This window comes from Rahnella ecdela (assembly GCF_019049625.1).
In the GTDB taxonomy this organism is placed as follows: domain Bacteria; phylum Pseudomonadota; class Gammaproteobacteria; order Enterobacterales; family Enterobacteriaceae; genus Rahnella; species Rahnella ecdela.
The window spans coordinates 394,570-418,675 of sequence record NZ_JAFMOY010000131.1 but is presented as its reverse complement, the minus strand read 5'-3'; the positions used below and the strand labels follow the sequence as shown (position 1 = coordinate 418,675).

Annotated in this window: 25 protein-coding genes; 9 read left to right on the top strand and 16 right to left on the bottom strand. The window is 51.5% G+C overall.

What is annotated here, in order from left to right; translation table 11 throughout:
* Positions 1 to 182 precede the first annotated feature (182 nt).
* The 9 genes from rlmC to nfsA all read right to left on the bottom strand — a co-directional run bounded on the left by rlmC (position 183) and on the right by nfsA (position 8,961).
* Positions 183 to 1,313 carry a 23S rRNA (uracil(747)-C(5))-methyltransferase RlmC gene (gene rlmC / locus J1784_RS20555; protein WP_217150718.1) on the bottom strand — a complete coding sequence of 377 codons (1,131 nt, stop codon included), beginning with the start codon at positions 1,311 to 1,313 and terminating at the stop codon, positions 183 to 185.
* A gap of 83 nt (positions 1,314 to 1,396) precedes the next feature.
* A complete protein-coding gene (locus J1784_RS20550) occupies positions 1,397 to 1,864 on the bottom strand; it encodes a YbjO family protein (protein WP_238485625.1) in 468 nt (155 codons plus the stop codon).
* A 45-nt stretch (positions 1,865 to 1,909) separates the two neighbouring features.
* The gene (gene potI / locus J1784_RS20545; RefSeq protein WP_217150717.1) at positions 1,910 to 2,755 is read right to left on the bottom strand and encodes a putrescine ABC transporter permease PotI; all 846 of its coding nucleotides are present in this window, start codon (positions 2,753 to 2,755) and stop codon (positions 1,910 to 1,912) included.
* Entirely contained in the window at positions 2,752 to 3,705 is a 954-nt protein-coding gene (potH, locus tag J1784_RS20540; RefSeq protein WP_217150716.1) for a putrescine ABC transporter permease PotH, read from the bottom strand. The genes potI and potH overlap by 4 nt, the downstream gene beginning before the upstream one ends.
* 11 nt (positions 3,706 to 3,716) lie before the next feature.
* Positions 3,717 to 4,850 (bottom strand): putrescine ABC transporter ATP-binding subunit PotG, encoded by a 1,134-nt coding sequence (gene potG / locus J1784_RS20535; RefSeq protein ID WP_120506754.1) that lies wholly within the window; start codon positions 4,848 to 4,850, stop codon positions 3,717 to 3,719.
* 267 nt (positions 4,851 to 5,117) lie between these two features.
* Positions 5,118 to 6,227 carry a spermidine/putrescine ABC transporter substrate-binding protein PotF gene (gene potF, locus J1784_RS20530; protein WP_112289375.1) on the bottom strand — a complete coding sequence of 370 codons (1,110 nt, stop codon included), beginning with the start codon at positions 6,225 to 6,227 and terminating at the stop codon, positions 5,118 to 5,120.
* Between the two features lie 459 nt (positions 6,228 to 6,686).
* On the bottom strand, positions 6,687 to 7,169 hold the full coding sequence (locus J1784_RS20525) for a type III secretion system chaperone family protein (RefSeq protein ID WP_120506756.1): 483 nt from the start codon (positions 7,167 to 7,169) through the stop codon (positions 6,687 to 6,689).
* 147 nt (positions 7,170 to 7,316) lie between these two features.
* Positions 7,317 to 8,219, bottom strand: a complete 903-nt coding sequence (gene rimK / locus J1784_RS20520) for a 30S ribosomal protein S6--L-glutamate ligase (protein WP_217150715.1) — start codon at positions 8,217 to 8,219, stop codon at positions 7,317 to 7,319.
* 19 nt (positions 8,220 to 8,238) lie between these two features.
* Entirely contained in the window at positions 8,239 to 8,961 is a 723-nt protein-coding gene (gene nfsA / locus J1784_RS20515; protein ID WP_217150714.1) for an oxygen-insensitive NADPH nitroreductase, read from the bottom strand.
* 295 nt (positions 8,962 to 9,256) lie between these two features.
* Here nfsA and J1784_RS20510 point away from each other — a divergent pair, with 295 nt between their 5' ends.
* Positions 9,257 to 9,523 carry a GrxA family glutaredoxin gene (locus J1784_RS20510; protein ID WP_120130989.1) on the top strand — a complete coding sequence of 89 codons (267 nt, stop codon included), beginning with the start codon at positions 9,257 to 9,259 and terminating at the stop codon, positions 9,521 to 9,523.
* A gap of 39 nt (positions 9,524 to 9,562) precedes the next feature.
* Here J1784_RS20510 and ybjM read toward each other — a convergent pair whose 3' ends face one another.
* Positions 9,563 to 9,949 (bottom strand): inner membrane protein YbjM, encoded by a 387-nt coding sequence (ybjM, locus tag J1784_RS20505; protein ID WP_217150713.1) that lies wholly within the window; start codon positions 9,947 to 9,949, stop codon positions 9,563 to 9,565.
* Between the two features lie 322 nt (positions 9,950 to 10,271).
* Between ybjM and J1784_RS20500 the strand changes: the two genes are divergently transcribed.
* Entirely contained in the window at positions 10,272 to 11,954 is a 1,683-nt protein-coding gene (locus J1784_RS20500) for an aspartate:alanine antiporter (RefSeq protein WP_217150712.1), read from the top strand.
* Positions 11,955 to 12,171: 217 nt separating this feature from the next.
* Here J1784_RS20500 and J1784_RS20495 read toward each other — a convergent pair whose 3' ends face one another.
* The 4 genes from J1784_RS20495 to J1784_RS20480 all read right to left on the bottom strand — a co-directional run bounded on the left by J1784_RS20495 (position 12,172) and on the right by J1784_RS20480 (position 15,060).
* Complete coding sequence (locus J1784_RS20495; RefSeq protein ID WP_217150711.1) at positions 12,172 to 12,537, bottom strand: bleomycin resistance protein; 366 nt, start codon at positions 12,535 to 12,537, stop codon at positions 12,172 to 12,174.
* Between the two features lie 162 nt (positions 12,538 to 12,699).
* The gene (ompC, locus tag J1784_RS20490; protein WP_217150767.1) at positions 12,700 to 13,809 is read right to left on the bottom strand and encodes a porin OmpC; all 1,110 of its coding nucleotides are present in this window, start codon (positions 13,807 to 13,809) and stop codon (positions 12,700 to 12,702) included.
* A gap of 449 nt (positions 13,810 to 14,258) precedes the next feature.
* Positions 14,259 to 14,546 (bottom strand): hypothetical protein, encoded by a 288-nt coding sequence (locus J1784_RS20485; RefSeq protein WP_217150710.1) that lies wholly within the window; start codon positions 14,544 to 14,546, stop codon positions 14,259 to 14,261.
* Positions 14,539 to 15,060 carry a GNAT family N-acetyltransferase gene (locus J1784_RS20480; protein ID WP_217150709.1) on the bottom strand — a complete coding sequence of 174 codons (522 nt, stop codon included), beginning with the start codon at positions 15,058 to 15,060 and terminating at the stop codon, positions 14,539 to 14,541. The genes J1784_RS20485 and J1784_RS20480 overlap by 8 nt, the downstream gene beginning before the upstream one ends.
* An 87-nt stretch (positions 15,061 to 15,147) precedes the next feature.
* Between J1784_RS20480 and J1784_RS20475 the strand changes: the two genes are divergently transcribed.
* Together J1784_RS20475 and ybjG are read left to right on the top strand one after the other, a co-directional pair.
* Positions 15,148 to 15,882: a class I SAM-dependent methyltransferase gene (locus tag J1784_RS20475; protein ID WP_217150708.1), complete on the top strand. Its 735-nt coding sequence runs from the start codon at positions 15,148 to 15,150 to the stop codon at positions 15,880 to 15,882.
* 293 nt (positions 15,883 to 16,175) lie between these two features.
* On the top strand, positions 16,176 to 16,781 hold the full coding sequence (gene ybjG, locus J1784_RS20470) for an undecaprenyl-diphosphate phosphatase (protein ID WP_217150707.1): 606 nt from the start codon (positions 16,176 to 16,178) through the stop codon (positions 16,779 to 16,781).
* Between the two features lie 94 nt (positions 16,782 to 16,875).
* Here ybjG and J1784_RS20465 read toward each other — a convergent pair whose 3' ends face one another.
* Complete coding sequence (locus J1784_RS20465) at positions 16,876 to 18,087, bottom strand: serine hydrolase (protein WP_217150706.1); 1,212 nt, start codon at positions 18,085 to 18,087, stop codon at positions 16,876 to 16,878.
* 310 nt (positions 18,088 to 18,397) lie between these two features.
* On the opposite strand from J1784_RS20465, the gene J1784_RS20460 reads away from it, so the two are divergent.
* Positions 18,398 to 18,742, top strand: a complete 345-nt coding sequence (locus J1784_RS20460) for a GlpM family protein (protein ID WP_217150705.1) — start codon at positions 18,398 to 18,400, stop codon at positions 18,740 to 18,742.
* A gap of 101 nt (positions 18,743 to 18,843) precedes the next feature.
* On the top strand, positions 18,844 to 19,536 hold the full coding sequence (locus tag J1784_RS20455) for an HAD family hydrolase (protein ID WP_217150704.1): 693 nt from the start codon (positions 18,844 to 18,846) through the stop codon (positions 19,534 to 19,536).
* Positions 19,537 to 19,544: 8 nt separating this feature from the next.
* Here J1784_RS20455 and J1784_RS20450 read toward each other — a convergent pair whose 3' ends face one another.
* Positions 19,545 to 20,468 carry a LysR family transcriptional regulator gene (locus tag J1784_RS20450; RefSeq protein ID WP_217150703.1) on the bottom strand — a complete coding sequence of 308 codons (924 nt, stop codon included), beginning with the start codon at positions 20,466 to 20,468 and terminating at the stop codon, positions 19,545 to 19,547.
* Between the two features lie 156 nt (positions 20,469 to 20,624).
* On the opposite strand from J1784_RS20450, the gene J1784_RS20445 reads away from it, so the two are divergent.
* From J1784_RS20445 to J1784_RS20435, 3 genes are all read left to right on the top strand, one after another.
* Positions 20,625 to 22,046 carry a M20 family metallopeptidase gene (locus tag J1784_RS20445; RefSeq protein WP_217150702.1) on the top strand — a complete coding sequence of 474 codons (1,422 nt, stop codon included), beginning with the start codon at positions 20,625 to 20,627 and terminating at the stop codon, positions 22,044 to 22,046.
* On the top strand, positions 22,043 to 23,326 hold the full coding sequence (locus J1784_RS20440) for an MFS transporter (RefSeq protein WP_217150701.1): 1,284 nt from the start codon (positions 22,043 to 22,045) through the stop codon (positions 23,324 to 23,326). The genes J1784_RS20445 and J1784_RS20440 overlap by 4 nt, the downstream gene beginning before the upstream one ends.
* Before the next feature lie 146 nt (positions 23,327 to 23,472).
* Entirely contained in the window at positions 23,473 to 24,093 is a 621-nt protein-coding gene (locus J1784_RS20435; RefSeq protein WP_217150700.1) for a glutathione S-transferase family protein, read from the top strand.
* The last annotated feature ends 13 nt before the right edge of the window (positions 24,094 to 24,106 follow it).

The following is a 24,106-nucleotide window of genomic DNA, read 5'->3' as shown; positions in this document are numbered from 1 at the left end:
AGTAACAATCCGATGGCGAAGATAGCGGATTTGGAAAAGTAAAAACAAGAGGCCGGTATCACTTTTCACACTAAAATAACGTTTTGTGAAGTCAGTCACCCCTGCTTAAATATATTTAAATTTCTCTTATCTGAGAATATTACCCGTTACTGTGAATCGTTCTGCTGATAAGAAACGGATTATTACCGGTGTCTTAATAACGCCATCACTTCATAATGCGCGGTGTGCGGAAACATATCAAAAAGCTGCACGCGCTCAATCTGATATTCCGTCAGCAATGTCAGATCTTTCGCCATCGTCTGCGCGTTGCAGCTGGAATAAAGGATCGTGGAGGGTGCCATGCGGCCAAGATATTCGCACAAAGTTTTACCGATACCACGGCGTGGGGGATTCACCAGTACCAGATCAGGCACCTCGCCTTTTCCGGTCGCGAAACCGGTGGAATCCAGCGCCTGAAACTCGACATTTTGCAGTCCGAGACGGGCTGCTGATTCTTTCGCACAGTCAATGGCTTCTGCGCTGATTTCAATTCCGGTCAGTTTCATTGCGGGCGTGGCGCAGTGCAGGCCAAAACCGCCCACGCCGCAGAATAAATCCCACATGCTGGTGATATCACCGCTCGCCCTCACCCAGTCACGCGCGGTGGCGTAAAGCTTTTCAGCCACCACCGGGTTGGTCTGGAAAAAGCTCTGCGGACGGATAAACAGCGGCACATGGTTAAAGTCTTCTTCCAGACGCTGTACGTCCGTCAGAGGAATTTCGGTGTCGCCTTCGAGGATCGCCATGTGTACTGGCTGAATATTGACAGAAATCACCTTCAGCTGCGGCAACTGCTGTTGCAGCCACGGCAGTGCAGCGCGCAGTTGCGCCAGTTTGGCGTCCGAGCGCAAAACGAAGCGCAGCATCATACCGCCGTCTTTCTGACTTTCGGTCAGTAACAGGAATTTCAGTTCGCCGCGTTTACGCGCCACGTTGTAAGGCGTAAGTCCGGCACGGGCTATAAAGGTTTTGAGGACTGAAAATACAGCTGGGAAGCTGGCCGGATACAGCGGGCACTCGCATAAATCGACCGGCGTACCTTCGCGGTGCAACATCCCCAGCAACGGGCGCTCCACGCTGCCGCTGACCACCATTTTGGCTTTATTGCGAAAGGCACTTTCCGAGCCGGTGACCGGTTCACACCATTCACCCACCGGCAATTCTGACAGCAAATCAGTGAGATCCTGCTGCTTATCGGCTAACTGTTGTGAATAAGGTTTGTCGAGCCACTGGCAGGAACGGCAGGTTCCTGCGGTATAAAGTGCGCAATGCATGAAAAAGTCCGGTCAGTGAGTGCGGTAAAAAACTGCCGCGCAGTTTACCACTGCGCGGCGGGAAAGGCTCTTATACACGCGGGCTATTTGTTGCGGGAGAAGTATCTGCGGCTGCTGGCAGGCAAATACAATAATAACAGCACCACGATATCGGGAATTTTTTGCATCAGCAGCGCGTACAGGAATTCGCTCTGAGTTTCGACGTTGAAGCGAAAGATGCGCGGCCCGAACCAGTCGAATGACGCCAGCAGCATGTATCCGACCACGATCACCTGACAACCGATAAATGCCCGACGCCCCCAGCGGCGGCCGCGCATCATGGCATATGCGGCGCGACATTCCACCAGAATAATCAGCAGACTGGCCAGCATGATGAAACAGTTCAGCCAGGATTGTGCACTGACTTCGATAAAACTTATCAGCCCTGAAAATCCCATGGCATCGAACAATAAAACGAATTCGAGTAAACGCGTCGCGACAATCGCCGACGCACCGATCATGACAGGAACAGGGATAAAGGCCAGTTTCATAAATCCTTTTGGGCTCTCCATTTACATTCAGGGCGGAAATATCCGCCCTGAAAACTCTCTGAATATTCACGCTTGTTGGGCGCGCTGTATTTCTTTTCGTCTCTGTTTCTCGGCTCTGGCCATAAACCACCAGGCAATCATGCCAATGATACCGACCACCAGCAAGATGAGCGTCGCCAGCGCGTTGATTTCCGGATTAACTCCCATACGCACGCTGGCAAACACCAGCATCGGTAAAGTAGTCGAGCCCGGTCCGGCGACGAAACTGGCAATCACCAGATCGTCGAGCGACAGCGTAAACGCCAGCAGCCAGCCTGAAATCAGCGCTGGTAAAATCATCGGCAGCGTGATGATAAAGAACACTTTCAGCGGCGCTGCACCTAAATCCATTGCCGCTTCTTCAATCGACCGGTCCAGTTCACGTAATCGCGCAGAGACAACCACAGCCACATAAGCGCTACAAAACGTCACGTGTGCCAGCCAGATGGTGAACATGCCGCGTTCCGCTGGCCAGCCAAAGGCGTGCCCCATCGCCACAAACAGCAACAACAGCGCCAGACCGGTGATGACATCGGGCATCACCAGCGGCGCGGTCAGCATAAAGGCAAAACCGGTTGAACCCCGGAAACGCTGAAAACGTACCATCACGACTGCCGCCAGTGTGCCGACAATCACCGCCATCGTGGCGGCGGCAGTGGCAATGGTCAGACTGGTACCCACCGCGCTTATCATCGCGGAATCGTGAAAAAGCTGAGTATACCAGCGGGTAGACCACCCAGCCCAGACAGTTACGAGCTTCGAGCTGTTAAACGAGTAAATAACCAGCATCAGCATCGGGGCGTACAGAAACGTAAAGCCGAGCACCAGAATAAGAATTCGCCACGGCGAACGGACAACCGGTAACTGATTCATTCTTTGTCTCCCAGCTCTTTGTTTTGGTATTTCTGGAACCACAGGATGGGCATGATCAGCAGTATCAACATGACCACTGCCACCGCTGAAGCCACCGGCCAGTCGCGGTTATTGAAGAATTCCTGCCACAGAACACGACCAATCATATTGCTGTCCGGCCCGCCGAGCAGTTCCGGAATGACGTATTCCCCCACCGCCGGAATAAACACCAGCATCGAACCGGCAATAATCCCGCCTTTGGTCAGCGGCATAATCACTTTGAAGAAGGTTTTCATCGGACGCGCCCCCAGATCCTGCGCCGCTTCCACCAGCGAGTAATCCATTCGGGTCAGCGCGGTATAAATCGGCAGAATCATAAACGGCAGATACGAATACACAATCCCGATATAGACCGCCAGATTGGTGTGTAAAATCACCAGAGGCTGATCGATAACATGCAACCAGAGCAGTACGTTATTGAGTACGCCGTTATCTTTGAGGATGCCAATCCAGGCATAAACGCGGATCAGGAATGACGTCCAGGAAGGTAAAATCACCAGCAGCAAAAGGATATTGCGCGTCGAGGTCCGGCTGTGCGCCACCGCCCACGCCAGCGGATAACCAATCAGCAGGCACAGCACGGTAGAAATTGCCGCCACTTCCAGCGATTGCAGATACGCATCGATATACAGCGGATCCTGCGTCAGGCCGATGTAGTTAGCGATGTTCAGCGCAATGTCCAACATGCCGTCTGACCAGGTGACCAGATCAGTATATGGCGGAATAGCGCGCGCCATTTCGGCAAAACTGATTTTGAATACAATCAGAAATGGCAGTAAAAACAGCAGCAGGAACCACACCAGCGGCAGCAGGATAACCAGTTTGCGGCCATGACGTTGTTGCAAACGACCGGTGAACGCTTTGAAACCGCCCGGAGGTTTACTGGCCGGAACTTCGGAGATTACAGACATTTTCATCCCCCTTAAACAGTCAGCACGACGCAGCTGTCGGCTTCCCAGCACAGGCGCACTTCGTCGCCCCAGGTCGGCATTCCTTTACGAAAACGGTGGCCGTTTTGGAGTTGCGCGGTAATCATCTGACCGCTGTGCAGCCGGACGTGATAAATCGACAGGTCGCCGAGATAAGCGATGTTCACCACTTCACCGACGGCAAAGTTGCAGCCGTCTTCCGGCACCTGCTCGCAGAGCATGATTTTTTCCGGGCGCAGCGCGACAAACACCGGCACGCCGTCGACCACCGAGACATCCGGATCCACTTTCAGCGGATGAACCAGACCCGGCGAGGTCAGCACCAGCGCATCATCCAGACGCTCTTTCAGCACACCTTCGAAGACATTCACTGAGCCGATAAATTCGGCGCTGAAACGGCTGGTCGGATGCTCGTAGATTTCTTCCGGCTCGCCGATTTGCACGAATTTGCCACGATTCATGATGGCGATACGCCCGGCCATCGTCATCGCTTCTTCCTGATCGTGTGTGACCATGACGCAGGTCGCGCCAACGCGCTCAAGAATGTCCACGACTTCCAGCTGCATACGGTCACGCAGCTTTTTATCCAGCGCACCCATGGGTTCATCGAGCAGCAATAATTTTGGTCGTTTCGCCAGACTGCGCGCTAACGCCACTCGCTGACGCTGACCGCCGGAAAGCTGATGCGGCTTACGCTTGGCGAATTCCTGCATGTGAACCAGCGTCAGCATTTCCGCCACGCGGCTTTTGATTTCCGCCGACGGCAGTTTGTCCTGCTTAAGGCCGAAGGCGATATTTTGCTCGACCGTCATGTGCGGGAATAAGGCGTACGATTGGAACATCATATTGATCGGGCGCTGATACGGCGGCACTTGCGAAAGATCGACACCATCGAGCACGATCTGGCCCTGCGTTGGCTGCTCGAAACCGGCCAGCATGCGCAACAGGGTCGATTTCCCACAGCCGGACGCGCCGAGTAGTGCGAAAATCTCGCCTTTATAAATAGTCAGGCTCACGTCATCAACGGCGGCCTGACCATCAAAAGATTTGGTCAGATTGCGGATTTCCAGCAAAGGCGTGAAACCCTTCTGGGACTTAGGCTGCGGGCGGGGGATAGCGTCGTTCACTCAGAGAAATCTCCGGTATCAGAATAAAGCGGTTCAAATAAGCATAACAGTCAGGGGGAAAAGTGCCTGATCTGTATGCCCAAAATACGGCCGGAAGTAAAACGTCAGCGGCCCCGCCAGGATTCTGCGGAGCCGCTTACGATTGAACCCTAAATAATTCGAGTTACAGGAAGGCGGCAAGTGAGCGAATCCCGATGGGCTTACACAAGTAAGTGATTCGGGGGAACGAACGCAGCCAACGCATCTGTAGCTTGAAGTATGACGGGTTTATTTACCGGTTTTAACCTTGGTCCACGAACGTGTGATCACGCGGTCGATTTTCGGATCCTGAACTTTCAGGGTGAAAAGTTTTGCCTGAACGTCTGCCGGTGGATAAATGCCAGGGTTGTTACGCACATCTTCGTTGACCAGTGGCGTCGCGGCTTTGTTGCCGCTGGCGTAGTAAACGGTGTTACTGATTTGCGCGATAACTTTCGGTTCCATCAGGTAGTTCAGGAACTGATAAGCCTCATCGAGGTTTTTGGCATCCGCTGGAATAGCAAACACGTCGAAGAAGGCCAGAGCCCCTTCTTTGGGAATGCTGTACGCCACGTTCACGCCATTCTTCGCTTCTTTCGCGCGGTTAGACGCCTGCATCACATCCCCTGCCCAGCCAATCGCCACACAGATATCACCATTCGCAAGATCGTTGATGTACTGGGAAGAGTGGAAGTAACGGATGTTCGGACGCAGTTTCAGCAGCAGATCGTTGGCCGCACCGGTGTAATCGGACGCTTTAGTACTGTTCGGATCCAGATGCAGATAATTGAGCACGGTGGCGTAAATTTCTGCCGGGGCATCAAGGAAGGAAACGCCGCAGCTTTTCAGTTTCTCTAAGTTTTCAGGCTTGAGAACTAAATCCCAGCTGTCGACTGGCGCATCTTTACCCAGAACCGCTTTCACTTTATCGACGTTATAGCCAATACCGGTGGTCGCCCACAGATAAGGGATGGCGTATTTGTTACCCGGATCGTGCTGTGCGACCATCTTCAGCAGATCAGGATCCATATTTTTGTAGTTAGGCAGTTTGCTCTTGTCCAGAGGCTGGAAAACGCCCGCCGCCAGCTGACGCTCAAGGAAACTGGCCGATGGCACCACCAGATCGAAACCGGTGCTGCCCGCCATCAGTTTGCCTTCCAGCACTTCGTTGGAGTCAAACACGTCGTAAACTACTTTAATGCCGGTTTCCTTCTGGAAATCAGGCACGGTGTTTGGTGCGATATAATCAGACCAGTTATAGATGTGCAGCGTTTTTTCTTCCGCAGACGCTGTGACGGACGCAGCCATAACCAGGCCGGCGACAACACCCGATAACCACTTTTTACGCAGGGTGAACATCCGTTACTACCTCCAAGACAGGGGAATATAAAATTGAATTTGTATCACGGGAATGGATACAAAACCTTTCACACTAAGGCCAACTGTCGTCCACGAATGTGCATAGGCATTCAACGTTGACGCATACGCTGCCTGCGAATTAACCGTTTGGTTTTACGACGTAATCACGCTTGATGCAGAGTCAGAAGCATAGCGCCTGCAACCCTCGTGTACCAGCCTCCTGAAGCAAAACCGGCGTTTATCGATTAATTATGCAGATTTAGTCTATACCGTCTGGCATTTTGCCTTTTAACAAAGTGAAATATCCGGCAACAATGGCACAATACCAGCATAACTTATGGCGAAAGCGAATAAAGGCAGCGGAGCCGCAATAAACACGGCTCGCAGAAAAGGATCTTCAAAGGGGAAAATGTCTTTACAGAAATAACCGCCATCAGGGAAATGGCAGATGACGCAAAATCAATGCAGCAAAGGTAAATTCACGGAAGTGACCGGCGCACCTTCTTCTTCATCACCCAGGAACAGCAGGTCATTGGCGTGCGCTTCGAGAATAATCATCGACATCTGCTCTTCTGCCTGTTGCAGGAAGAAAGCAAATTGCTCTTCAGTCACGCCCACCGCAATCGTCAGCGACTGGCAAACAATCAGTTTCGGCAGATTATCGTCCTGAATATCAACAAACGCTTTAATAGTCAGTGAGCTGGCATTGATCGAGCTCAGGTCAGCGACCAGCGGGATCAGCGCCGTCGGTTTTACTTCAGCCAGCGCAGAGAACAAAATCACGTTGTCTACGATATCGAGTTTGGCATCAAAAATGCCATCAAAATTCTGCATATGCGGCAAATGGAGAGCCTGACAGGAATCACACTCGAAAAAAGAGATGCCCAGCTGATCCAGCCAGCGCCGCAGCAGCGCTAAATCAGGGACGATGAGCGAATCCATAGAATGCCTCACAAGTTCAACACAACGAAAAAAACTAGCCCTTCGTAACGCGAACGGCATTACGAAGGGGTCATAGCTTACGGAATATTGCCGGTCAGCGCTATGATCAATACCGGATTGATGGACATTAGCGCGGCGAAATAAGAATTAGCCGCCGGATTTAAGACGAAATCCCGGTCGCGCCCTTTGCTCAATGTAGTCAATCATCATGCCAGCGATATCCAGCCCGGTGGTCGTTTCGATCCCTTCGAGTCCCGGCGACGCATTAACTTCCATCACCAGCGGGCCGCGGTTTGCCCGCAAAATATCCACACCGGCAACGTCCAGCCCGAGCGTCAGCGCGGCTTTCACTGCAATGTCTTTCTCTTGTGGCGTGATTTTGACCTTCGTCGCCGTGCCGCCGCGATGGAGATTGGAGCGAAAATCGCCCGGTTTGGCCTGACGCTCAATCGCCGCCACCACTTTCTTGCCCACGACCAGACAACGAATATCGCGCCCCTGCGCTTCACGAATATATTCCTGCACCAGAATATGCGCGTTCAGGCCCCGAAACGCGTCGATCACGCTTTCCGCTGCCTGACGGGTTTCCGCCAGCACCACACCGATGCCTTGTGTGCCCTCTACCAGTTTAACCACCAGCGGCGCGCCACCGACCAGCGCAATCAAATCCGACGTATCATCCGGCGCATTGGCAAAACCAGTGATCGGCAAATCAATGCATTCGCGGGCCAGTATCTGCATAGAACGCAATTTGTCCCGCGCACGGGTGATAGCGACCGATTCATTGAGCGGAAAACTGCCCAGCATTTCAAACTGGCGCAACACCGCGGTGCCGTAAAAAGTGATCGCAGAGCCGATACGAGGAATAACCGCCTGATAAATATCAAGCTGACGACCGCGATAATGCACACTTGGCGCGGCAGGATTGATATTCATGTAGCAGGAAAGCGGGTCGATAATGTCTATCTCATGCCCGCGGGACTCTGCTGCTTCCTTCAGGCGTTTACACGAATACAAAGACCCGTCACGGGAAAGAATTGCAATTTTCATCCGACACTCCGTCGCCGTTTTAGCGTGTTGCCCAACCTTGCTTGTGCAGTGCGTCCAGCATGAACGGACGCTGTTCCTTTTTCAGTGTGCGCATAATCAGGTCGCTCCAGGTATCACGACGCGCATTGCTGTCCCGCTGTAAGTAATATTCACTCAACGCTTCGTCATATTCTGCCAGCACCGCTTTATCCACTGGCTGATAGCTGTTTTCGTGAACCAGCATGGACTGCGGCATACGTGGTTTCACCTGGTGGTCCTGCGCCGGAGTACCGATGCAAAAACCAAACAATGGCATGACGAATTTTGGCAATTTCAGCAGCGTCACAACATCTTCCACCTGATTACGGATCCCGCCGATAAATACACCGCCCAGACCAAGCGATTCTGCCGCGATCATCGCATTTTGCGCCATAAGCGCAGTATCCACGCAGCCCAGCAGCAACTGCTCGGCAAGACCAAGTTCCGCTTCGGGATTGATCTGCAAGTTACGGTTGAAATCGGCGCAGAAGACCCAAAATTCAGCCGCACTGGCGACATATTTTTGGCCGCCGGTGTACTGCACCAGCGTTTCGCGCAGTGCAGGATCGGTGACACGAATAATAGAAGAGCATTGCAGGAAACTGGAAGTCGATGCGGATTGCGCAGCGCCAATAATGGCTTCGCGTTGTTCTTCGGTAACCGGCTGGTCGGTAAATGCACGAATTGAACGGTGAGAGCGCAAAAGGTCGATAGTCGGCGTCATTGAATATTCCTGAATGATGTAAGTAACGATGTACGTAAAGAGAAAACTGTCTCAATCATTCATGCTGTGAGCACCGTTTGCAAGGTTTGCGGCATCAATTGGTGCAACAATGTGTGGCAGCCAAAAACAGCTGCAGGTTCATTTGGATAGGTCAAAGGTATCGGACTGACAGGTAATTCCTGCTTTTGTTTATGGTTTGCAACAGGCATAGTAGCGACATCAAAAAGGTGATGTGGATAACAAAAATAGTCACTCCCCTTTCATTTATCTTGCTGGTATTAACAAAGGAGTCTCCATGTTTGCAGTAATTTTCGGGCGTCCTGGCTGTCCTTATTGCGTGCGCGCTAAAGAGTTGGCTGAAAAACTGACTGAAGAACGTGATGATTTCAACTTCCGTTACATTGATATCCACGCGGAAGGCATCACTAAAGCCGACCTGGAAAAAACCGTGGGCAAACCTGTTGAAACGGTTCCACAGATTTTCCTGGATCAGAAACACATCGGCGGTTGCACTGATTTTGAAGCGTATGCCAAAGAGAATCTGGCACTGTTCAGCAACTGATCCGCAAAGAATAAAGACATACACACAGCAAAAAGGCGCTCAATGAGCGCCTTTTTTATTGGTCAGATAGTGCCGGTAAGCGGTTGTGGCGAGCACCACAAACATGGCACCCAGCACGCACCAGAAAATCGCACTGGCGGCATAGGCCACTTCCTGGACAGGAGGTCTTACGCGAACGTAGTAAATCCAGCGCAGGGTGAAGCAAAAAGGCACTGCCGCAAAAGCTCCGAGCAAAGTCGAAAATATCGCCGTATCGCGAAATAATAAGGCAGTCATTACACCAGGAAAAAGAAATAATAACAGCCCGTATTCAGGCCCCGGAAATTGATCGCTAACAATTATCCAACCATTTTTTAAAAAAATAAAAGCAATTACAAATAATATGCAACATGTAGCGGGTGCTTTTATCTTTCGCCAAATTGCCATTTTACTTCCTCCTTAAAGCTGGCGAGTTTTCACAGGTTCTCTGCACAAAATGCGTTCTTTATTACCTGTCAGAGCCTTCTGGCTCATTTCCCTGAGGTGTCACGCACTCCCGCGAAACACAAAAAAAGCTTTCAGAATATTTATACGGCCTTTTCTCTGGCTGAACGGTCTTTCTATGACTAAAATGACGCCCGAAAGCCGCCTTGCCCTGACACCGGCCTTAATCAGGCGATGGCAGCGTGAGTAGGAATTTTCTGTTTCTGAATTTATCCTTTACATTCTCCTATATCAAGAATTTGTTGGTAAACAATAAGTTATCCTTGTGAATATAAACGTCGCTAGTTTGTTAAACGGGAATTACATCCTGTTATTATTTGTGGTTCTGGCACTCGGTTTGTGCCTGGGGAAAATTCGTCTGGGCTCTGTCCAGCTCGGAAATTCTATTGGCGTATTAGTGGTTTCGCTTCTTTTAGGTCAGCAGCATTTCAGCATTAATACCGAAGCACTGAACCTTGGCTTTATGCTGTTTATTTTCTGTGTCGGTGTTGAAGCCGGACCGAACTTTTTTTCAATATTCTTCCGCGATGGCAAAAATTATTTCATGCTGGCGCTGGTGATGGTCGGCAGCGCCATGTTACTCGCCCTCGGACTCGGACGTTTCTTCGGCTGGGACATCGGCCTTACCGCCGGTATGCTCGCCGGTTCCATGACGTCGACTCCGGTACTGGTCGGTGCGGGGGATACGCTGCGCAATACCATGGGCGGCAATAATCTTCTCGGTTCTGAGCTGGATAATCTGAGTCTCGGCTACGCCCTGACCTATCTTATCGGGCTGGTCAGCCTGATTTTCGGCGCGCGTTATCTGCCAAAACTACAACATCAGGATTTACCGACCAGCGCCCAGCAAATTGCACGCGAACGCGGTCTGGATACCGACAGCAAACGAAAAGTCTATCTTCCGGTGATCCGCGCCTACCGTGTCGGACAGGAGCTGGTAGCTTGGGCGGACGGCAAAAATCTGCGCGAACTGGGGATTTACCGCCAGACCGGATGCTATATCGAACGCATCCGTCGCAATGGCATTCTGGCGACGCCGGACGGTGACGCTGTATTACAAGTCGGCGACGAAATCTCGCTGGTGGGTTATCCGGATGCGCATTCGCGTCTTGATCCGAGTTTTAGAAACGGAAAGGAAGTGTTCGACCGCGACCTGCTCGACATGCGCATCGTGACCGAAGAAGTGGTGGTCAAAAATAATCACGCCGTCGGCAAACGTCTGAGCCAGCTGAATCTGACCGATCAGGGTTGCTTCCTGAACCGCGTGATACGCAGCCAGATTGAAATGCCGATCGACGACAGTATCGTGCTCAATAAAGGCGATGTGTTGCAGGTCAGCGGCGATGCAAAGCGCGTGAAAAGCGTGGCGGAACGTATCGGGTTTATCTCCGTACACAGCCAGCTCACCGATTTGCTGGCCTTCTGCGCCTTCTTTATCGTCGGGCTGATGATTGGTCTTATCACTTTCCAGTTTAAAAACTTCAGTTTTGGTATCGGGAACGCGGCTGGCTTGCTGTTCGCCGGGATCATGCTGGGCTTCCTGCGGGCCAACCACCCTACTTTCGGCTATATCCCGCAGGGTGCGCTGAACATGGTGAAAGAGTTTGGTCTGATGGTGTTTATGGCGGGTGTCGGGCTGAGTGCCGGTGCAGGCATCAATAACGGCCTCGGTGCGGTTGGCGGCCAGATGTTGGTTTCCGGCCTGATTGTCAGTCTGGTACCGGTGGTGATCTGCTTTATCTTCGGGGCATATGTTCTGCGTATGAACCGCGCGTTGCTTTTCGGCGCCATCATGGGCGCACGAACTTGTGCCCCGGCAATGGAAATCATCAGTGATACTGCACGCAGCAACATTCCGGCACTCGGTTATGCAGGAACCTACGCGATTGCTAACGTATTACTGACACTTGCCGGTACGTTGATCGTCATCATCTGGCCAGGGGCATGACGTAACTCATTGAACTGTAATGTGGCAAAAAAAAATCAATAATTTTTTTAAAATTTTGCCACATAGAACGAACTTTTAAAGTCTGCCGCAGTCTTAATTAATGCCACTGCTTTTCTTTGAAGTCCCCAAATTTGGAGAGCCCAGCAATCCCGCCTCGTTAGGTTCAAGATTGTTGGGTTTTTTCTTTTCTGGCTGTAGAACAATCGCTTATCCCTCGTTACTCCCTGTCATTCTCAATCACCCGCACCAGTGTCCCATCAATATCAATCATGACACCCATTTTCATCCCTGACTGGGTTTGGGGCAGATGAACGCACGGTCGTGAATGAGGGTCCTCGCCGATACCTGCGGCTTTAAAGTGAGCAAACATGGCATCGGCGTCATCGACGCGTAGACAGCAACTGAACCAGCTGGTCTGTGGATCAAGTTCGGTGTGCAGGAAAAATTCTAACGTAATTTCTCCACGGACCATGATCAGCCAGCCATCATCGACATATGTCGTATGGAAGCCAAAACTGGCATAGAAATCTTGTGTCGCGCTGAAGTTTCGGGAAGGGAGATTAGGTGTGGCGAAATCGGTCATAGCGGCTCTCTTATCTCTGAGGGTGTCGTTGAACGTTCACGCCATCATGCCTGAGCCATCAAAGTGAAGAAAGGAAGAAGTTAAACGAAAATCCCCCACCTTTCGGCAGGGGATTCAGACACATGAGACGCAGGCGCCTTCAGTAAGGGCAGCGTCGGTTTATCAGAACTGATAAACCAGACCCACAGCAAAAACGTCATCGGTATTGATGCCGGCATCGCGGGTCAGACGGGTGTCGTCCATCAGGTTGATTTTGTAATCAACGTAAGTCAGCATATTTTTGTTGAAGAAGTAAGACGCACCAACATCAACATATTTAGTCAGGTTCTGATTGCTGTAACCAGGGATATCACGTGCGTGGGAATGAACATACGCGATAGACGGACGCAGACCGAAGTCGAACTGGTATTGCGCTACCGCTTCAAAGTTCTGTGCTTTATCTGCGTAACCGTAAGCGGTGCTGCCTGCTTTACCGAAGCGGTTTGCGTTGTAGCTCTGGGTGTACATCGCGGCCAGATAGATGTTGTTGGCATCGTATTTCAGGCCACCGCTGTAAGCAGTCGCTTTATCGCCGTTACCGATGATTGCCGGATTATTGCGACCATTTTGCTCATTGGTGCGGTCAGAAGCCATCATAGCTGCTGCGGCGCTGAAGCCTTCGCCCAAGTCATAAGACAGGGACATGCCGTAGCCGTCACCGTTTTGAGCCAGAACGTCACGGCCATTGTTAGATTCGGTCGCGCTGCCGTTTTTGCCCTGATACTGAACAGCAACGTCCAGGCCATCAACAACACCGAAGAAATCTTTGTTACGGTAGGTCAGCACGCCGTTGGCACGCTGGAACATGAAGTTATCTGCACCGTAGGTGTCGCCGCCGAACTCCGGCAATACGTCAGTCCATGCAGCGACGTCGTACATCACGCCATAGTTACGGCCGTAATCCAGTGAACCCCACTGGCCGAATTTCAGACCAGCAAAGCCGACACGGGTGAAATTGTTATTATCAGCGCTTTCAGCGGAATTCAGGGCTGCCTGATATTCCCACTCACCGTAACCGGTCAGTTCGCTATTAATTTGAGTTTCACCGCGAAAGCCAAAACGCATATATGACTGGTCGCCATCCGTGCTGTCATCATTGGAGAAATAATGCAGACCGTCGACTTTACCGAACAGATCAAGTTTGTTGCCGTCTTTATTATAGATTTCGGCAGCGCCAGCAGTGCCGGCCATCATCAGAGCAGGAATTACCAGAGAAAGCGCGCGTAATTTCATCATCAATATCCTTGATTATTTGGAAGCTATCTAAATTGCCGTCCGGCAAGTTTATTACCAGTCCACCGTGAAGTTATATTTTCTTCTTAAGGCCTGGAACTGATGGGCGTCAAAATAATCCATGATAAGTTCCGTTGCAACTGGAAAAAATTTGAAATAGTTTTCGTTTGGTATTTGTTTAAGTTTAAAAAAACATCAACTTCTAATAATAAAGTGCGTTAAAACAAAAGATTAGATAACCAACATCAAGTCTGAGATTAGTATTATATTTACAGTATCTCATGTGCATAATAATAATTTCGGTGCGGGACTATGGCATGAAAACATAATCTCAGGCGTCGAAAATTCTTATTGTAATGTTTTGTATACCTGCCAAAACAGGGTTGCAATTTCGCTCATAAAAAAGCCTCCAAATTGGAGGCTGAGGAATTTATTTGTACAAATATTTATTACATAATCCGTTCGAGATGCTGATCTTTACCGCCTAAACGCCCGTCGGTCTGATTCCATTCCCTTTCGTACGCCTGGTAAGCAAATACAAATGCCTGATGGCCGTCTTCAAATAACTGGTCCGGGCGTTTATGCCAGCCGGAATATGCGTCGTAACGCAAGATTTCATAGCCGCCTTCCACCGGATGGAAAAGATAAGTGTAATGTTCACAATATTCCGGCGCGTAGGGAATATCTTCTCCCGCTTCCAGTGTAATAAACAGGCCGCCCAGGCGTATTTTAATCATTGATATCCTTTTTCATAATCCATAATTTTGTCGTCTGCGTGGCTGTGACATAGGCAGTTTCAGCCAGCTGATGCATGCCCTGTCGCTGATAAAATCCGATAGCGGGCAGATTGCTCTGCAATACATCCAGCCAGAGAACGGGTTGCTGGTGGTCGCGCGCCACGCGTTCCGCTGCTGCGAAAAGTTTCGCCCCCATCCCACGCGCGCGGCTTTCCGGCAGAAAGTACAGTTTGCATAGTTTAGCGCCAGATGCTGTCGTCACACCGGTGTCTGGCTGCACATTAAAATCGAGCCGCGCAAATCCAACTGCTCCGCCGTTTTCCTCGACCACCAGCCAGCGGCTTTCCGGGCTGTTCAGGCTGAGACGCATCGCCTCATCACCAAAATCATCGGCCAGAAAAGCATCCAGCTCATCAATATTTTGCCACAAGCTACCAAAATAATGGCGATAGGTCTCGCAACCGAGACGCTGCAATACGCTTAAATCGGCATAAACGGCCTCACGAATCTCCATTTCATTGCTCTCTCATAAAATGATTCACTACACTGTGCAGGCCAAAATGAATTGGCAATTAAGAGTATTTTTATAGGAGTCATTCTCATGACGCAAAATATTTACGATGATCAGGCCTTCTTTGATGGCTATGCCCGGCTCGTACGTTCGCAGTTCGGCCTCGACGGCGCACCGGAATGGCCATCGCTGAAGGCCATGCTGCCGGATATGAACGGCGCGCGGGTGGCCGATCTCGGTTGTGGCTACGGCTGGTTCTGCCGCGCTGCCCGTGAAATGGGCGCGGGTGACGTTCTCGGGCTGGATGTTTCGGATAAAATGCTGGAAAAGGCCGGTGCCATGACTACGGATATGGCAATCCGTTATGAAAAACGTGACCTGGAAACGCTGACTTTACCCGATGCGTCGTTCAGCCTTATCTACAGTTCACTGACTTTGCATTACATCGATGCCCTGCCCGCATTGTTCCGCACCATTTTTCAGGCGCTGGAAGCCGGTGGGCATTTTGTCTTTTCCGCCGAGCATCCGGTGTATACCGCGCCCTCTGAGCCAGGCTGGGAGCTCAACGGACAAGGTCATAAAACCTGGCCGGTGGAGGGCTATCAGCGTGAAGGCCAGCGCATCACCGACTGGTTTGCACAAGGCGTTATAAAGCAGCATAGAAAGCTCGGCACTTATATCAACTTATTGGTTGAAGCTGGATTCATTATTCGTCATTTTGATGAATGGGGCCCTTCTGCTGAGCAGATTGCGGCGTATCCGGATCTGGCTGAAGAAGCCGAACGGCCAATGCTGTTCCTGATGTCAGTGCAAAAACCACGCTAACTGTTTACCCTAAGCTCCCCCGTTCTGAAATCTTTTCTTTCATATTTCCAGTCAGGCATTACTGCCGGGAGGCTCGTCCTCCCGCCTGCTTAAGGCTTCCTTAAGTTCTTATCTTTACACTCTATTTCATCGCGAAACTATACCGATACTCAATGACTCGGGAAATTCAGACGATGCCCCCTTTACCTCAGTGACAGTGCAATTTAACGTAGCCAGCGTTTATGAAGGTTTTGTTACTGATTGATCAGAATTTTTTGAAGGCTATTTTGGCCTGTTTATTCGAGGGTAGTTTAATGGAACAGCTGAACCATCTGGTTTTTCTCTGGATTAACGCGACGCCGGCCTCGCCGGAGGCGCTGATCAAATTTGCCTCATTTCTGGCAAATGATCTGATCATCATTGTCCCTTTGCTGATAGTCGGACTGTGGCTTTGGGGTCAGCGCGAGAACATCGTTCAGCAACGCGAGCTGGTCAGCAAAACCGCCATTGCGCTGTTGTTCGCGATGGCCACCGCCAAAGCCCTGTCGGAACTTTTCCCGCATGCTCGCCCTTTTGTCGAAGGCTTCGGATATAACTTCCTGCATCATTCACCTGATGACTCCTTCCCGAGCGATCACGGTACGGCCATCTTCACCTTCGCCCTGTCGTTCATGTTCTGGCACCGCCTGTGGTCCGGCGCATTACTGATGGTGACCGCCGTGGCGATCGCGTGGTCACGGGTCTATCTGGGCGTTCACTGGCCGCTGGATATGGTTGGCGGATTGCTGGTGGGAATGCTCGGTTGTCTGTTCGCACAACTCGTGTGGAACCTGTTCGGTGAGCAGATTAATGCGCTGATGTGCAAAGCTTACCGCTTCGGATTTGCCTTCCCGATTAAGAAAGGCTGGGTGCAGAACTAAGTCTTTTCAAAAAGCATTAATCACAAAAAACGAGGCTCAGAGATGGCCTCGTTTTTAATTTCAGTTTTAGGTCAGCTTTTTATGTCCGAAAAGATCACTTTCCAAAAATACTGGCCCACAAGCCGCTGATCTTCATCATCACGAAGTCCCAGATACGACCAATGAAGCCGGTTTCTTTCACTTCCTGCAATGCCACCAGCGGACGCTGTTCAATGACTTTACCGTCCAGACTGAAATCTACCGTACCCACCACCTGATTTTTCGCCAGCGGCGCTTCAAGCTGCTTATTGGTCAGATTAAAGCTGGCTTTCAGATTCTTCAGCTGGCCTTTCGGCATGGTCAGCGACGCATTTTCTGCGACACCCAGTGGCACCATTTTTTCGTCGCCAAACCAGACGCGCTGGCTGGTAAACGCATCACCGGCTTTAATCGGCGTCAGCGTTTCGTAAAAACGGAAACCCCAGGTCAGCAGACTTTCGCTTTCACTGAAACGGATGCGGTCACTTGGCGCGCCCATCACTACGGCAATCAGGCGCATGCCGGTGGAATCGCTGGCAGAGGACACTAAGTTATAACCCGCGCCTGAGGTGTAGCCGGTTTTGATACCGTCAACGTTCAGGTTTGAGCTCCACAACAGGCGGTTGCGGTTGATCTGCTTGATGTGGTTAAAGGTAAATTCTTTCTCTTTATGCAGCGCATATTCGTCCGGCGTATCACGGATCAGTGCCTGCGAAAGCAGCGCCATATCGGTGGCGGACGTATACTGACCATCCGCATCGAGTCCGTGAACGGTTTTGAAATGCGTATTTTGCAGTTTCAGCTGTTCAGCGTAACGGTTCATCAGATTCACGAATGAATCCTGACTGCCCGCAACATAATCGGCCAGCGCGATACTGGCGTCGTTACCCGACTGAATGACGATGCCTTTATTGAGTTCAGATACCGGCACGCGGTCACCGGGTTTGAGGAACATCAGTGACGAGCCACGCAGCACCGGGTTGCCGGTTGCCCAGGCATCGTTCCCGACAGAAACCAGATCTTCGGATTTGATTTTGCCGGACTTGATCGCCTGCCCGACCACATAGCTGACCATGATTTTACTCAGACTGGCCGGGTCAAGACGGGCATCAGGATTAGATTCAGTGATGATTTTCCCGCTGTTGTAATCCATTAACACCCAGGATTTGGCGTTAATCTGAGGAGCGACGGGGCCGTTGTCCGCCTGAGCGGCAGGAAGCGCCAGCAGGAATATTCCACTGCCCAGCGCGTAAATGAAAGTCCGTTTGAATTGGGAAGAAATTGTCATAGGTATCAGCGCTTTTGTCCGGGTAACTGAAATTTATCTTATCTTTCAATCAGATTGTGCAACTCTGTCAGGTGTAAAACCTACTTCTTTCCGGGTCGGGAATAAACCTAAATAGTGTAAAGATCTTAAGAATAGTAGAGTTTTCCGCTGCTTGCGCAGATTCAACTGGCGATAAAAACGGCAGTCAGTGCTTGACCATTTTATTCTTGTGCGGCAATTTGGCACACGCACACATATAAAATATCTATAACAATAAACGGGTTATTCACAACGGGACGTCAACGTTGGTTAACTGAAGACAGGGGCAGAAATGGCAGGTTTGGTCTTTAAAGCGCTGATTGGTGCGCTGGTCGTGATCCTGATCGGAATACTCTCGAAAACACGCAACTATTACATTGCCGGGCTGGTGCCACTGTTCCCCACTTTCGCCCTGATTGCCCATTATATTGTCGGCACCGAACGCAACATTGAAGCACTGCGCACGACAATCATTTTTGGCCTTTGGGCGGTTATCCCTTACATGGTGTATCTGCTTTCATTATATTTTTTCATCGGTTCCATGAAATTACCTTACGCACTGATTGCCGCCGTGGCCTGCTGGTCGCTGGCTGCCTGGGCGCTGATCAGTCTGTGGAGTCACTTTCACGCCGCATGAATCGCCGTATGAAGATTGTGTGGCAAAAGCGTTCACAAAACACTCAATCGCCAAAATTGCGCTACGCTCAATGATGACTGTCAGCTGAGGGGATCCGCGCTATGGATATCGCAATTTTTGAGCTCGACCATACCCTGATTTGCGATGACAGCCACAACCTGTGGCTGCACTGGCTTATTTCTCAGGGCTATGCCTCTTCGGAGGAGCTCAGCCGTTACCGTCTGCATGCCCTGCCTGAGCAGTTCTCACCGCAATATGCCGCGCAATATAGTGACTATTTAGCCCGTGCGTTTGTTCCGATGAGCGGCCTGAGTTGTCCGACTGTGGCGAATTGGGTTCAGCGATTTATTCACCGGGATATCATGCCACGCGTATATCCGCAGGCACGTGAAAGGCTGGAATGGCACCGCGCACGCGGGGATGAAATCCTGATCGTATCATCGTGTGGCGAACATCTGGTGAAACCGGTGGCCAGACGTCTTGGCGCGCATGCCGGTATCGGGTTGCAGGCCGGCGTCAGTAACCAGCGCTTCAGCGGTGCAGTAGAGGGCAATCTGATGTTTCATCAGGGCCGACTCGACCGGTTGAAACTCTGGCTGGAAACCCGCAAGCCCCATGCCTATGAGCAAATATTTGCCTACAGTCACACATTATACGACCAGCCTTTGCTGGAATTCGCGGACGTTTCAACGGTTATCAATGCCAGCGAAGCGCTGCAACATCTCGCTACCGCAAGGGGCTGGCATTCTCACTACTGGTCGCGTTATCCCCATCTGCAACAGGCGGCCTGTTAGTTTGAAAACTACAGGCCAAAATCGCGGACAAATAACTCGCTTTCCCGCGCGATTTCATCACGAACAAAATCGATAAACTGACTGAGTGCAGGGGCACGTCTTTTACCTGCCGGAGACTGTAGCTGCAAATAACGCTGGTTGAGTTGCTCAATATTGACCGGCTTGACCCGCAGATTGTCGCGCCGCGCTTTATACATAATCGAAAAATGACTGCACGCTGCAATTGCGCCCGGCGTTTGCACCATAAAATCGTACAACGTCGAGAATCTGTTACAGCTCACCGTGGGTTCCAGGAATATACCGCTCATTCGACAGGATAAATCAAACAGCTGCCGGATGGTGCTCCCCTGCTCGTTCATTGCCAGCGGATAGGGATGCAAATCCATCAGTTGCAGCTCTTTTTCCGCCAGCGGATGATCGCAGCGCATCACCATACGTACCGGCGCGGAAAACGAGGCCAGAATATCCACGCCGCGTTCCGCCACCAGACTTAACTGCAGGGCCACATCCGCTTCGCCGTTACGGATCATTTCTGATACCTGCGTCACGGTACCGACATTGAGATAAAACATCACGCCGGGATTATCACGCCGGAACTGTGAAAACAGCTGCGGCAACAGATCAAACGCCAGTCCGTCGGTACTGGCCATGCGGATAACCGTACGGCTTACCGCCTTAAGCCCCTGAATTTCCGCTACCGCATATTCCATATCCATCATGCTTTTACGCACGTGGTTTTCCAGTATTTGCCCGGCATCATTTAGCACCATCCCGCGCGCATGACGTTCAAACAGCTGGGCGCCGATGCGCTCTTCCAGCCGTTGGATTTGACGGCTGATGGCCGAAACAGCGACAAATAATTGCTTACTCGCCCCGCTGAGTGAACCGGTATTGGCTACTGCCAGAAAATAGCGGATCTCCGAACTTTGCATGAAGGTATAGCCTCATATCTGTGCAGATGAGCATTACAATAAAAGCAACGCTAAGTTGCAATTATTATAATTGTGGCAACGTTTGTGCAACGCTTAGAGTGAAACTGCTAAAAAAACCAACAATAAATCCTCAAAACAATTACAAGCAGGTTTCATATGACAGCGGAAAATATCGTTGAACAGACGTTAGCCTGGTTCGATCAGGGTGAATACAAACGAACTCTGGCACGCAGGGTGGCCATTGCGACAGAAAGCCAAAGTAATCAGCGCGACGAAGAACTGACGCGTTATCTCGATGAGGAGATCAAACCGGCACTTTCCGCGATGGGTTTCAGCCTGCTCAGCGTGGAAAATCCTCATGCCGTACACCGTCCTTTTCTGATTGCCACGCGCATTGAAGACAGCACATTGCCGACCGTACTGAGTTACGGCCACGGTGATGTGGTGTTTGGCGACGATGAAAACTGGCGCAGCGATCTCTCACCGTGGGAGCTGAAAGAAGAAGGCGACCGCTGGTACGGACGCGGCAGCGCCGACAACAAAGGCCAGCACACCGTTAACATTGCCGCGCTGGAGCAGATTTTCAAAGCACGCGGTGGCCGCCTAGGGTTCAACTGCAAACTGCTGTTTGAAATGGGCGAAGAAATCAGCTCGCCGGGACTGGCCGAACTTTGCCGTGATTATCACGAAGAACTGAGCGCCGATATCTTTCTGGCCTCGGACGGTCCGCGTCTGAGCGCAGATCGCCCGACTTTATTCCTCGGCTCACGCGGCGCGGTAAATTTCCGTCTGACGATCAACGCGCGCGATAACGCCTACCATTCCGGAAACTGGGGCGGTCTGCTGACCAATCCGGGTACGCAGCTGGCAAATGCGCTGGCGTGTCTGGTGAATCAGCACGGTCAGTTACAGGTCGCCGCGCTAAAACCGCCTGCGGTCAGCGACGCTATCCGTGAAATTCTCAGTGATGTCGATGTGGGAGACGGTGCGAACGATCCGCAGATCGACCCGAACTGGGGCGAAGCAGGTCTGACGCCTTCGGAACGCCTTTACGCGTGGAACACGCTGGAAGTGCTGTCATTCCTGACCGGTAATCCGCAGCGTCCGATGAATGCAATTCCCGGCCACGCAACGGCGGTCTGTCAGCTGCGGTTTGTGGTCGGTACCGACTGGCAGAATCTGGCGGAGCATGTGCGTGCGCATCTTGATGCTCACGGTTTTGAGCAGGTTGATGTTGAGTTTATGCGCGGATCACCGGCCACCCGCTTTGATCCGACCGATCCACTGGTCGGCTGGGCGCTGGATATCATGCAGCGTACTACCGGTAAAAAAACCGCACTGCTGCCTAATCTGGGCGGTTCGTTGCCCAATGATGTCTTTGCCGACATTCTCGGTTTACCGACACTTTGGGTTCCCCACTCTTATCCGGCCTGCGGCCAGCATGGCGTCAACGAACATATGTTGATCTCTGTTGCCCGCGAAGGGCTGGCTATCATGACCCATCTTTTGTGGGATCTCGGTGAACAGGGTCGCGGCCTGCTGGAACAACATCTTGCCCATGCCGGAGGTGCCCGATGAGCCAGTTAAGCGCCGCATCTCAACACACAGACACGACGGCAGAAAAGCCCAGTCTGATGAAAACCCTCTTCGCGACCTGTATCGGTAACGCGCTGGAATGGTTTGATATCGCGATTTACGGCTTTTTCGCCAGTTATATCGCCCACGCTTATTTCCCGACATCCGACCCAACCGTTTCCCTGCTGCTGACATTTGGCAGCTTTGGCGTGTCATTTTTGATCCGACCGCTGGGGGCCATTGTGCTGGGGGCTTACGCCGATAAACACGGGCGTAAAGCTTCACTGCTGATGTCCATCAGCCTGATGATGATTGGCGGGCTGATTATCGTCATCACGCCTTCTTACGCCACTATCGGCATGGCGGCTCCGCTGCTGATCCTGGCGGCCAGGCTGATTCAGGGATTTTCCGCGGGCGGAGAATTCGGCAGTTCGACAGCGTTTCTGGTAGAACATTTTCCGGAGCGTAAAGCCTTTATCTCCAGCTGGCAGTTCGCCACGCAGGGTGCCAGTACGCTGCTGGCCTCGGCTTTCGGACTGGGATTATCCGCTGCTCTGAGCGAGACGCAGTTACAGAACTGGGGATGGCGAATCCCGTTTATTTTCGGTCTGCTGATTGGCCCGGTCGGGTTGTATATCCGACGCCATATCAAAGAGTCAGAAAGTTTCACTAAAGCGGAAAAAACGCCCTCTCCGTTGAAAGAAATCGTGCGTTCGCAAAAAGGTCTGTTCTTTACCGCTATCGGTCTGATGGTGGTGTCTACCGCCATTAACTACATGCTGAATTACGTGCCGACTTATGCAACCAAAACGCTGCATCTGCATGCTTCCGCCGGATTCAGCGCCACGCTGGCAGCCGGGATTATCCTGACGGTAGTGACGCCCCTTATGGGACTCTGGGCGGAGAAAATTGGCCGGCTGCCACTGATGTGGGGATCACTTATCCTGATGCTTGTGACCATTTATCCGGCATTCTGGCTGATGCTGCAATACACCTCGGCGACGTCACTGCTGCTACTGATAAGCTGGCTGGCGCTGCTGAAATCGGTGTATTTCTCCACCGTACCTTCGATGATGGCGGATTTATTCCCGATAACCACCCGCGCCAGTGGTATGGCGATCAGCTACAACGTTGCCGTGACCGTTTTCGGTGGCTTCGCGCCGTTAATCTGTACGCTGCTGATTTCCGCTACCGGCAGCAGTCTGGCACCGGGTTATTATCTGATGATCGTCGCCATGCTCAGCGTCTGGGCTGTGTTTAAAGCACAAAAAAATCATCGCTGAGTTCTGTTCTGCGACACTCAGCGGCGGAACTTCCTGTTGCTGAGTGTTACTTTTTTCACTTAGCTTAATCATTAGCCCTGGCCTATAGTCTTAGGCAGAAAGCTGTACACCTTCTGTTTTCCTCTATTCAAAACAAGGAGTTCCGGATGCTCACCTTATGGGGCCGCGAAAATTCAAGCAACGTCAAAAAAGTGCTGTGGCTGCTCGATGAACTGAACCTGACCTTTCAGCACATCAATGCAGGCGGCGTGTATGGCAAAAACCATGAGCCGCTTTATCTGTCGCTGAACCCGAACGGGCTGGTGCCTTGTCTGCAGGACGACGATTTCGTGCTTTGGGAATCCAACGCCATTCTGCGTTATCTGGCAGAACGTTCGGGCGAAGAAGCGTTCTGGCCGGACAATCTGCAACAACGCGCGGCGGCGGATAAATGGCTGGACTGGTGCAGTAACTCGCTGACCGTGCCGTTCCGGCAGGTGTTTCTGACGCTGGTGCGCACCCCCGAAGCAGAACGCGATATGTCGGTGGTTGCAGCGGGTATGGCGGCATTTGAAAAATACTGGGCGATTGCCGACGCCGTGCTGGCGAAGCAAAAATGGTTCTCAGGCGAACAGTTCGGGATCGGTGATATTGCCATCGCCTGCTATGCCGATACCTGGTTTCGTCTGGATATTGAGCGTCAGTCGCATCCGAATCTTGAACGCTGGTATCAGCAACTTCAGCAGCGTCCGGCATTCTGTAAACGCGTGATGCTGCCCCTGAGCTGACCGGTCTTCACGT

Coding starts and splice junctions, on each gene's coding strand:
- rlmC (WP_217150718.1), bottom strand. CDS start 1,313: ATGCATTGCGCACTTTATACCGCAGGAACCTGCCGTTCCTGCCAGTGG.
- J1784_RS20550 (WP_238485625.1), bottom strand. CDS start 1,864: ATGGAGAGCCCAAAAGGATTTATGAAACTGGCCTTTATCCCTGTTCCT.
- potI (WP_217150717.1), bottom strand. CDS start 2,755: ATGAATCAGTTACCGGTTGTCCGTTCGCCGTGGCGAATTCTTATTCTG.
- potH (WP_217150716.1), bottom strand. CDS start 3,705: ATGTCTGTAATCTCCGAAGTTCCGGCCAGTAAACCTCCGGGCGGTTTC.
- potF (WP_112289375.1), bottom strand. CDS start 6,227: ATGTTCACCCTGCGTAAAAAGTGGTTATCGGGTGTTGTCGCCGGCCTG.
- J1784_RS20525 (WP_120506756.1), bottom strand. CDS start 7,169: ATGGATTCGCTCATCGTCCCTGATTTAGCGCTGCTGCGGCGCTGGCTG.
- rimK (WP_217150715.1), bottom strand. CDS start 8,219: ATGAAAATTGCAATTCTTTCCCGTGACGGGTCTTTGTATTCGTGTAAA.
- nfsA (WP_217150714.1), bottom strand. CDS start 8,961: ATGACGCCGACTATCGACCTTTTGCGCTCTCACCGTTCAATTCGTGCA.
- J1784_RS20510 (WP_120130989.1), top strand. CDS start 9,257: ATGTTTGCAGTAATTTTCGGGCGTCCTGGCTGTCCTTATTGCGTGCGC.
- ybjM (WP_217150713.1), bottom strand. CDS start 9,949: ATGGCAATTTGGCGAAAGATAAAAGCACCCGCTACATGTTGCATATTA.
- J1784_RS20495 (WP_217150711.1), bottom strand. CDS start 12,537: ATGACCGATTTCGCCACACCTAATCTCCCTTCCCGAAACTTCAGCGCG.
- ompC (WP_217150767.1), bottom strand. CDS start 13,809: ATGAAATTACGCGCGCTTTCTCTGGTAATTCCTGCTCTGATGATGGCC.
- J1784_RS20485 (WP_217150710.1), bottom strand. CDS start 14,546: ATGATTAAAATACGCCTGGGCGGCCTGTTTATTACACTGGAAGCGGGA.
- J1784_RS20480 (WP_217150709.1), bottom strand. CDS start 15,060: ATGGAGATTCGTGAGGCCGTTTATGCCGATTTAAGCGTATTGCAGCGT.
- J1784_RS20475 (WP_217150708.1), top strand. CDS start 15,148: ATGACGCAAAATATTTACGATGATCAGGCCTTCTTTGATGGCTATGCC.
- ybjG (WP_217150707.1), top strand. CDS start 16,176: ATGGAACAGCTGAACCATCTGGTTTTTCTCTGGATTAACGCGACGCCG.
- J1784_RS20465 (WP_217150706.1), bottom strand. CDS start 18,087: ATGACAATTTCTTCCCAATTCAAACGGACTTTCATTTACGCGCTGGGC.
- J1784_RS20460 (WP_217150705.1), top strand. CDS start 18,398: ATGGCAGGTTTGGTCTTTAAAGCGCTGATTGGTGCGCTGGTCGTGATC.
- J1784_RS20455 (WP_217150704.1), top strand. CDS start 18,844: ATGGATATCGCAATTTTTGAGCTCGACCATACCCTGATTTGCGATGAC.
- J1784_RS20450 (WP_217150703.1), bottom strand. CDS start 20,468: ATGCAAAGTTCGGAGATCCGCTATTTTCTGGCAGTAGCCAATACCGGT.
- J1784_RS20445 (WP_217150702.1), top strand. CDS start 20,625: ATGACAGCGGAAAATATCGTTGAACAGACGTTAGCCTGGTTCGATCAG.
- J1784_RS20440 (WP_217150701.1), top strand. CDS start 22,043: ATGAGCCAGTTAAGCGCCGCATCTCAACACACAGACACGACGGCAGAA.
- J1784_RS20435 (WP_217150700.1), top strand. CDS start 23,473: ATGCTCACCTTATGGGGCCGCGAAAATTCAAGCAACGTCAAAAAAGTG.